The sequence below is a fragment of the Periweissella beninensis genome, assembly GCF_016908275.1.
GTDB classification, from domain to species: domain Bacteria; phylum Bacillota; class Bacilli; order Lactobacillales; family Lactobacillaceae; genus Periweissella; species Periweissella beninensis.
In genome coordinates this window covers 1-8,218 of the sequence record NZ_JAFBDN010000041.1, presented here as the reverse complement: position 1 = coordinate 8,218, position 8,218 = coordinate 1, and the positions used below count along the sequence as shown (strand labels likewise).

The following is an 8,218-nucleotide window of genomic DNA, read 5'->3' as shown; positions in this document are numbered from 1 at the left end:
GATACTCAAGAATTGCATTAAGTTTTGTTTGTTGAGAAAAATACATAAGAAAACCCCTCGATTGGATTTACTCCAATTCGAGGGGTTCAGTTCACACAAGAAAATTATCAATTTGTTTTTATAAGTATTTTAGAAGATAATAATGTTTTAGTTGTCGGGAAAACATCTTTTTGGAGTAATAGGTTAATTAATGGAACAAGGGATTCAGATGAAGATAGTACTTTTGGAGACTTAATAAAGCAGTACAATATCTATCGAGATACAGAATCCGCAAAGAAGGTAATTAGTCACTATAATGATAACTCTATAGATATCGATGATAAGATAACTACTGTAATAATTATTCCAATTGACGTTTCAGACTTTTCTACTGAGGAATATAAACATAAAAACAATAGTGCCGATACTTATGTAGAAGAAGTAGAGACGATGATTGGGGATTCTCTACTAAATAACGGTATAAATATTTTAAATAAATATTCCCACAGGTATTAAATTTGGTTCTGGTGCAAAATTAACAAAATAGTCTTTGTGATACATTGGGACGATTGTTGAACGGATCATTGTACTAATAATTCGATTAGTGATTGTGACGACGAAAAACCAAAGAGACTTGGTTCTCTTTGGCTTACTTTATGTAGTTGATGCATGACTTCAATCCCACTTAGCGTTTTTAGTGCAATTCGTAGTGATTGAAAACCGCTTGACTTTACTAAGACGTGTTTAATTAACCGATGATCTTGTTCAATCAAATTATTACGATATTTAGAACATTGGTGATTTGCTTTCACCAATAAGCCATCTTTAATTACTTGTTTAATAGCCTTTAAAGTGCCAGCATATTGATCAGTAACCAGACAATCGGGACGACCATAGGTCGTCAATAAACGTTTCAAAAAATGATAGGCGGATTGATAATCACGATGTTTACGTAACTCAAAATCTAGTGTTAATCCATGACTATCAATGGCGCGATAGAAGTAATGCCAACGACCTTTGGTTTTAATATAGGTTTCATCAACTCGCCAGCTTTGACTATGAGTATCTCGCTGTTTTCGCCATAATAATTTGAATAGTGGCCCGTAATTGGTGAACCCAGCGCATGACGGTTGTATGATGAATAATAATTCCACGGTCACGCAAAATTTCAACCACATCACGGTAGCTTAATGAGAATCTAAAATAGTAGCCAACGGCTACCAAAATAATATCTTTTTGGAAATGTCGCCCTTTAAAATAATTTTTCATCATCGCTACCTTGCTTTTTAGGCTAATTATACTCAAAATAAGTTTACCTGAAAATTTTTGCACCAGAACCCCTATTCTTAATGGGCTATTTGAGTTAAACTAGAAATAGAAAGTAAAAACACAGTTCGGTTGGTAGTCCGAACGTAGCGAAGCTATCAGTAACCTGCCTCCTTGGTTGTCCATCTTTCTTAATTAATTTTAAGGAGGATATTTGATGTCTACTATCAAGGGATCATTAACAATTATCTATGAACCACCGTTTTACAAAGCTATCTTCGAAAGACGCTTTAATTCCACTTATGAAGTTAGCCAAATTAACTTAGGTCCTTCAGAACCTAAATTAACTTTGATTAACGATCTGGTTATGCATCATTGGAATAGAATTATCTTTTTCAAAGAAACCGTTTGTAATTCGTCTGTTTCTGAACGAAAGATCAATCCTAAGCGTCTTCAAAGGTTAGCTAGAAAGAGTATTCAGCATGGTGTCGGTACTAAAGCACAACAAACACTCCAAAAACAATTAGAATGTCAAAAAGTAACTCGACAACATAATAGACGTACTAAGAAGATCTTGGATCAAGAAAAAAGATATAAATTGCACCAGGCCAAGAAAATACAGAAACACAAAGGACATTGAGAACCTAGTACAGAAAACTACATATTGTATTTAGGGTCTATAATTATATTATCGCCCCTCAAAAATACTATTAAAATAACCCTCATTATCTAGTGATTAGATAATGGGGGCTGTTTTTTATTTTAATGATATAATAGACCTTAAAATGCAGGGCTAAATTGAATGATTAAGCGTTGATTAGTGGCTTGGGCAATCTCTGATAACATTTTTGTTGAAGCATTCATCGAACCATTCTCAATGCGTGCAATCGTTTATTGAGGTTTGCCAATTAAGCTGGCAAATTCACGTTGGCTCAACCCCATATTTTCACGAAGGTCATGAACTTTCACTGCCACCTCCAAGTTGATATTTTCTTGCTCAACTATTTGTGCGAACTCAGGATTGTTTTTACTACGTTCAGCAACATATGTGTCCAGTTTACTCATTAATTTTCCTCTAATTCTATGACTAATAAGATGAAAGAAGTTAATAACAGAATACGATAGATAGGCTTAAAATCATTTTTAACCGCCTTCTTATCCAAGAATAAACGCATCTGCTTATCCTCCCGTAATATTTTATCTATCGAAAATCCAAAATAATCACTTAATTTAATTAGTGTCATGACATCTGGATAACTATTGTCATTCTCCCAGCTAGATATTGTTTGTCTAGTAATAAAGAAGTCATCAGCGACTTTTTGTTGTGTTAAGTTCATATTGATACGTGCCGTTTGTAATTTTTGTCCAAAGTTCATAGATTTCTCCTAGACACATTATTGCAATTATTCCGCAATAGATAAAGCAAATAATATTTGCTACTGTCTACAATTCAATATTCTAGCCAAAATTAATTTGATCTAATTCTAAATAAGTTAAAGTTATTACATTATAGAACACGGTAAACACTATTTTATTCAACAAATAATTTTTTGATATATTGTACAGTTCTTGGTGAGATATTAAATGCCTCGGCAGTCGATTTAACGGTGTGTGTCTTAGAATATTCAAAAATAGCATTATTTCTGCCGTCTTTTTTTCGTTTGGGACGCCCTTCTTTGTAGTTGGGATTATGTTGCTTAGCAAATACTTTACCAGCTTGTGTTCGTTCAATAATCATGTCACGTTCCATTTCCGCAACAGAGAGTAATGTTCTAACAATCATACGACCCATAGGTGTATTATCAATCGTTCCCAAATTTAAAACTTTGATCATGATCTTTTCTTGTAATAAAGTATCAATTAAGTTTAGCGCTTCACGTGTATTACGCGCAAAACGATCTAACTTTGTAACAATCAAAGTATCGTTGGCTTCAACTAAATGAACTAACTTTTCAAATTGGGGACGTGAAGTAGTAGTTCCTGAATATTTTTCACTCATGATAATATCAGCACCAGCATTTTTTAGCGTCTCTTTTTGCTCATTTAAAGATTGTCCTGCTGTTGAGACTCGGGCATAGCCATAAACTGTCATTTTCCACCTCATTAAATTGCATAATTAAGTTGCATATTATAAAGCCTATTATATCAAGGAATAAAAAAAGCGCAAGATACTTAAAGCATTTTGCACTTTTACTAATTTATCTAAAATATAAAAAAAAAACGACTACCTAATATGATTTACTTGGTAACTGTTTTTTATAATTCTAATTATTTCAAGCTTTGATATTCGTTTTAAGTTTTCCACTGAAACCATACACTAGAACTGACAAAACCCAATATATAAATGCTGCTGTCACAGCATTTACTACAGAAATATCTGTTCCTAACAAGTTAACGATATAAAAATAAATAATACCAAATCCGATAGCCATTGCATCCAGAACTAAAAACTGTTTGATAGGCCACTTTTCATTCGTCATTTTCATAAACTTTTTACCTCTCATTTTTTAATGTTAGTTATTAAATGCGTATTCAATGGATCCTGCTGCTGCGCCAACATGTATGCCTATAAATGCAGCGCCTGGACCTCCAGGTAATCCTGAGAAACCACCAGCAATGGCTCCTCCAAGAATAGCATTCCGTAGTCCACGCCCAGTCATTTTACCACCAGAAATTGCTTCTAGTTCCTCTTCGTTCAATAACTTATAGTTGTTCATCGTAATATCCACCTAATATTTTTTTGATATAATTTAATGTTAATCAAATATCCTTGTATATATCCGATATTATCACAACTAATATTTAATTACAATAATATATATGCTAGTATATATTAAGTGTTAACTAATATATATTAATTAATAAAATCACATGTTAAACTACAATTATCTATATTATTCCAATTAATACACAACATTTATTAGCAAAGAAAAATAGTATGATTGTTTGTTAACATTTTTTAGAGAGAGAATTTAAACATAGACATTATTAAGAAAATAAATTATATATCTCAAGTTGATGAACGAGACTGTGGCGTTGCTGCTTTAGCTATGATTTTGTCACATTACAAGACATACCTATCCTTGTCCAAACTACGTGATCTGGCAAAAACAGACATGGAAGGCACTACGGCTTTGGGAATTGTTAAAGCCGCTAATAATCTAGACTTTGCAACCCGGCCAATTCAAACTGACATAAGCCTATTTGACCAAAAAGATTTGCCTTTCCCGTTCATTGTTCATGTAATCAAAGAAGGTAAATACCCTCATTACTATGTTGTTTATGGTATGAAAGGTGATCAGTTATTAATTGCTGATCCTGATAACAGTGTGGGTAAAATTAAAATGACGAAAGCGCACTTTAATGGAGAATGGACCGGTGTGTCGATTTTTATCGCGCCCAAACCAACCTACAAGCCAACAAAAGATAAAAATCGTTCCTTGGTTTCTTTTATTCCAGTGATTACTCGACAAAAGTTATTAGTCATCAATATTGTGATTGCTGCCTTATTAGTCACACTCGTTAGCATTTTGGGATCCTATTATTTACAGGGTATCATTGATACTTATATCCCAGATAACATGAAAAACACCCTAGGGATTGTGTCACTAGGGCTTATTTTTGCTTATGTTATACAACAACTATTATCTTATGCCAGAGATTATTTATTAATTGTCATGGGACAACGCCTCTCAATTGATATTATCTTGTCTTATATTAAACATATCTTTGAACTGCCAATGTCTTTTTTTGCAACGCGTCGTACCGGTGAAATTATAAGTCGTTTTACGGACGCCAATGCTATTATTGAAGCCCTGGCAAGTACGATGTTATCCGTCTTTTTAGACTTAGGGATTTTGTTCATTGTTGGCACAGTTCTAGTCCTACAAAATTCAACCTTATTTTTAATTTCTTTGATTGCAATTCCAGCCTATGCCCTAGTTGTTTGGATTTTTATGCGTCCTTTTTCAAAGATGAATAATGACCAAATGCAAGCGGGTGCGATGTTAAGTTCTTCTATTATTGAAGATATTAATGGTGTCGAAACAATTAAAGCGCTGAACAGTGAAGAAACTGCCTATCATAAAATTGATCATGAATTCGTCACTTATTTAGAAAAGTCATTTGTTTATGCTAAAACAGAAGCTGTCCAAAATGCAATTAAAAGCCTCTTACAACTCACTTTAAATGTCTTGATTTTATGGGTTGGCGCACAATTAGTCATGACGAATAAAATTAGTGTTGGGCAACTAATCACTTACAATGCTTTGTTAGGCTTTTTTACAGATCCTCTGCAAAACATTATAAATCTACAAACTAAGCTCCAACAAGCCTCAGTCGCCAATAATCGGTTAAACGAGGTCTATTTGGTTGATTCTGAATTTAAAGATAGTCATCAAATGACTGAAAACATTACGCCTAATAGTTCACTCGTAGCCAATCATGTTACCTATAAATACGGTTTTGGCGCCCCAGCGATCGATAATGTCTCATTAACCATTACAGCAGGAGAAAAGATTGCTTTAGTTGGTATTAGTGGCTCTGGTAAATCGACCCTAGTTAAGTTACTCGTCAATTTTTTTGAGCCAGAATCAGGGACGATCTCCCTGGGGGAAACCCCACTCGCTAATCTTGATAAACATGAGCTGAGAGCACACATTAATTATTTACCTCAAGAGCCCTTTATTTTTTCTGGTTCGATTATGGACAACTTGTTATTAGGAGCTAAGCCAGGGACAACCCAAGAAGATGTTGTTCGGGCGGTTGAAATTGCTGAAATTAAAGATGACATTGAAAAAATGTCACAAGGATTTGGCACTGAACTCGCAGAAAGTGGTAATATTTCGGGTGGTCAAAAACAACGTATAGCCTTAGCTAGAGCTATTTTAGTAAATTCTCCTGTGCTGATTCTAGATGAGTCAACCAGTAATCTTGATGTTTTAACAGAAAAAAAATTATTGATAATCTAATGCAGTTAACCGACAAAACCATTATTTTTGTAGCGCACCGCTTAACCATTTCACAGCGAGTAGATCGAATTTTGACCATGCAAAGTGGCAAGATTATCGAAGATGGGTCGCATGATACACTTCTCAAAGCTGGTGGCTTCTATGCATCACTATTTAATCATTAAGGAGACCTGATGGTTGATCCGAAATACTTAGAAAGCGGCGAGTTTTATCAACGTCGTTACCGCAATTTTCCAACTCTAATTATTGTGCCTATTTTTTTGTTAGTCGTGTTTAGCATTCTATTTAGCCTATTTACTAAGCGTGAAATAGTGGTCAAAGCAAGTGGTGAAATTATTCCAGCCAAGGTGCTATCAGATATCCAATCAACGAGTAACAATGCTATTGATAGCAACCAATTAGCCGAAAACAAAGTGGTTAAAAAAGGCGATACACTAGTGACCTTTACCAATAGTAATGAAAAAATTTCAGCTCAGTTACTGAATCAACAAATTAATAAGCTTAACGATCGACTACAAAGTCTTAATACTTATAAACAGAGTATTGTTAACGGACGTAGTGAATTTTGTGGAACAGATCAATTTGGTTATAATAGTCTATTCAATGGTTATATTGCTCAGGTGGATACGTTAACGAGTGAATTTAATCAACAAAGCAGTGATAAACAAACCGCTGATCAACAAGCTAACCATCAAATTGACGTTCTAAAACAAGGCCGATCTAAAAATAATCAACAGTTATCCAATTATCAGGCCATTTTAACAAGTATCAAAAACAACACTAAACCGACGAATAATCCCTATCAGCCCATTTATGATAATTATGCAGCACAACTAAAATCTGCACAAACAACTGATGAGAAAGAACAAGTCAAACAAACTGCCCTAAGCAATGTGCAACAGCAAATTGATCAATTAGAAACAACTAGTAGTTCGTATGATAGTCAAATTGCTGGAATTTCAAAAAGCGGACCTTTATCTAAAAGCAGCACATTAGATAAAATTACCGGCTTAAAGCAACAACAATTGGCGAGTGTTCAAAAAGAAATCAATGATCAGCAACAATCACTAGATGAATTAAAAGCAAAGCTATCATCTGTCAATGAAGATTACCAAGATACTGTCATTAAATCTCCAGAAGATGGGATACTACATCTAGCTACTGACAAAACTAAAATCAAGTATGTACCTAAGGGTACAACCATTGCTCAGATTTATCCTAAACTGACGCAACAAACCGCTTTGAATGTTGAGTACTACGTCTCTGCCGGTAATATTATTGGTCTAAAGCAAGGACAAGCCATTCGTTTTGTAGCAAATCAAAATGTCACGAAACCACTAATTTTAAACGGGAAAATCAAAACAATAAGCTCGGCACCAATTACTAGCAAAGAAGGATCTTTTTATAAGTTAGTAGCAGATATAAATGCTACTCCGACAGAACGAGAACAGATTAAGTATGGTATTAATGGTAGAATCACAACCATAAAAGGCACGAAAACCTGGTTTAATTATTATAAAGATATTCTTCTAGGTGAAAATAATTAAAAAAATTTCTACCACAACTGCACAAATCCCATTGATTACTATTACAAGATATTAACTACTATGTTGTAATAGTAATCAACAAAGGCAAGCCGTAGATTTAAGCATAAGAATTTCCTCAGTTTTAGGAATCAATTAGGTCAAGGTATATTCATATCGCTCTATTTAATTTTTGTGTGGTTAAGCTGACACCAGCTTGCCCCACGCGGGTAGCGTTCTGCATGACATGCTCCCGCTGAAGGTGATCATACAATGATAAATTGCCCCGTCATGGCGCGTGACCCGCCGGAGGTTTTTCTAGCCGGATAATAGGCGCCGAAAAATAGCAGTTCCCCCAGAAGGAAGGGGGAACGCTACTGTCATTGCTTGTCGATGACGCGCCTCGCAGAGCCTGTCCAAAATATCATTTTGGTATAACAGGCTATACCAGATTTTTAACGATGTTATACTGGTCTCCGA

General features: G+C 34.6%; 7 protein-coding genes and 2 pseudogenes. 3 read left to right on the top strand and 6 right to left on the bottom strand.

Annotation, left to right across the window (positions count from 1 at the left end; genetic code table 11):
* Positions 1–560 precede the first annotated feature (560 nt).
* Positions 561–1,248, bottom strand: a protein-coding gene (locus tag JOC59_RS08890) for an IS6 family transposase (protein ID WP_205144403.1) whose coding sequence is annotated in 2 segments (ribosomal slippage) — positions 561–1,088 and positions 1,090–1,248 — 687 coding nt in all. Because the reading frame shifts where the segments join, the coding sequence is not laid out codon by codon here.
* 214 nt (positions 1,249–1,462) lie between these two features.
* On the opposite strand from JOC59_RS08890, the gene JOC59_RS08885 reads away from it, so the two are divergent.
* On the top strand, positions 1,463–1,885 hold the full coding sequence (locus tag JOC59_RS08885; RefSeq protein ID WP_205144401.1) for a YjdF family protein: 423 nt from the start codon (positions 1,463–1,465) through the stop codon (positions 1,883–1,885).
* 140 nt (positions 1,886–2,025) lie between these two features.
* Here JOC59_RS08885 and JOC59_RS08880 read toward each other — a convergent pair.
* The 5 genes and pseudogenes from JOC59_RS08880 to JOC59_RS08860 all read right to left on the bottom strand — a co-directional run bounded on the left by JOC59_RS08880 (position 2,026) and on the right by JOC59_RS08860 (position 3,962).
* Positions 2,026–2,310 (bottom strand): annotated as a pseudogene (locus JOC59_RS08880) (helix-turn-helix domain-containing protein).
* Positions 2,310–2,621 carry a helix-turn-helix domain-containing protein gene (locus tag JOC59_RS08875; RefSeq protein WP_205144400.1) on the bottom strand — a complete coding sequence of 104 codons (312 nt, stop codon included), beginning with the start codon at positions 2,619–2,621 and terminating at the stop codon, positions 2,310–2,312. Before JOC59_RS08875 ends, JOC59_RS08880 begins: the two are co-directional and overlap by 1 nt.
* 155 nt (positions 2,622–2,776) lie before the next feature.
* Entirely contained in the window at positions 2,777–3,337 is a 561-nt protein-coding gene (locus JOC59_RS08870; protein WP_205144399.1) for a recombinase family protein, read from the bottom strand.
* Between the two features lie 181 nt (positions 3,338–3,518).
* Positions 3,519–3,731 carry a hypothetical protein gene (locus JOC59_RS08865; RefSeq protein ID WP_205144398.1) on the bottom strand — a complete coding sequence of 71 codons (213 nt, stop codon included), beginning with the start codon at positions 3,729–3,731 and terminating at the stop codon, positions 3,519–3,521.
* A gap of 27 nt (positions 3,732–3,758) precedes the next feature.
* A complete protein-coding gene (locus tag JOC59_RS08860) occupies positions 3,759–3,962 on the bottom strand; it encodes a Blp family class II bacteriocin (RefSeq protein ID WP_239517087.1) in 204 nt (67 codons plus the stop codon).
* A 270-nt stretch (positions 3,963–4,232) separates the two neighbouring features.
* On the opposite strand from JOC59_RS08860, the pseudogene JOC59_RS08855 reads away from it, so the two are divergent.
* Both JOC59_RS08855 and JOC59_RS08845 read left to right on the top strand, forming a co-directional pair.
* Positions 4,233–6,379 (top strand): annotated as a pseudogene (locus JOC59_RS08855) (peptide cleavage/export ABC transporter).
* Positions 6,380–6,388: 9 nt separating this feature from the next.
* On the top strand, positions 6,389–7,762 hold the full coding sequence (locus tag JOC59_RS08845) for an HlyD family secretion protein (protein WP_205144395.1): 1,374 nt from the start codon (positions 6,389–6,391) through the stop codon (positions 7,760–7,762).
* Positions 7,763–8,218 lie beyond the last annotated feature (456 nt).

What these genes read in the sequence shown, in the direction of transcription:
- JOC59_RS08885 (WP_205144401.1), top strand. Translation starts at nt 1,463, where the DNA reads ATGTCTACTATCAAGGGATCATTAACAATTATCTATGAACCACCGTTT.
- JOC59_RS08875 (WP_205144400.1), bottom strand. Translation starts at nt 2,621, where the DNA reads ATGAACTTTGGACAAAAATTACAAACGGCACGTATCAATATGAACTTA.
- JOC59_RS08860 (WP_239517087.1), bottom strand. Translation starts at nt 3,962, where the DNA reads ATGAACAACTATAAGTTATTGAACGAAGAGGAACTAGAAGCAATTTCT.
- JOC59_RS08870 (WP_205144399.1), bottom strand. Translation starts at nt 3,337, where the DNA reads ATGACAGTTTATGGCTATGCCCGAGTCTCAACAGCAGGACAATCTTTA.
- JOC59_RS08865 (WP_205144398.1), bottom strand. Translation starts at nt 3,731, where the DNA reads ATGAAAATGACGAATGAAAAGTGGCCTATCAAACAGTTTTTAGTTCTG.
- JOC59_RS08845 (WP_205144395.1), top strand. Translation starts at nt 6,389, where the DNA reads ATGGTTGATCCGAAATACTTAGAAAGCGGCGAGTTTTATCAACGTCGT.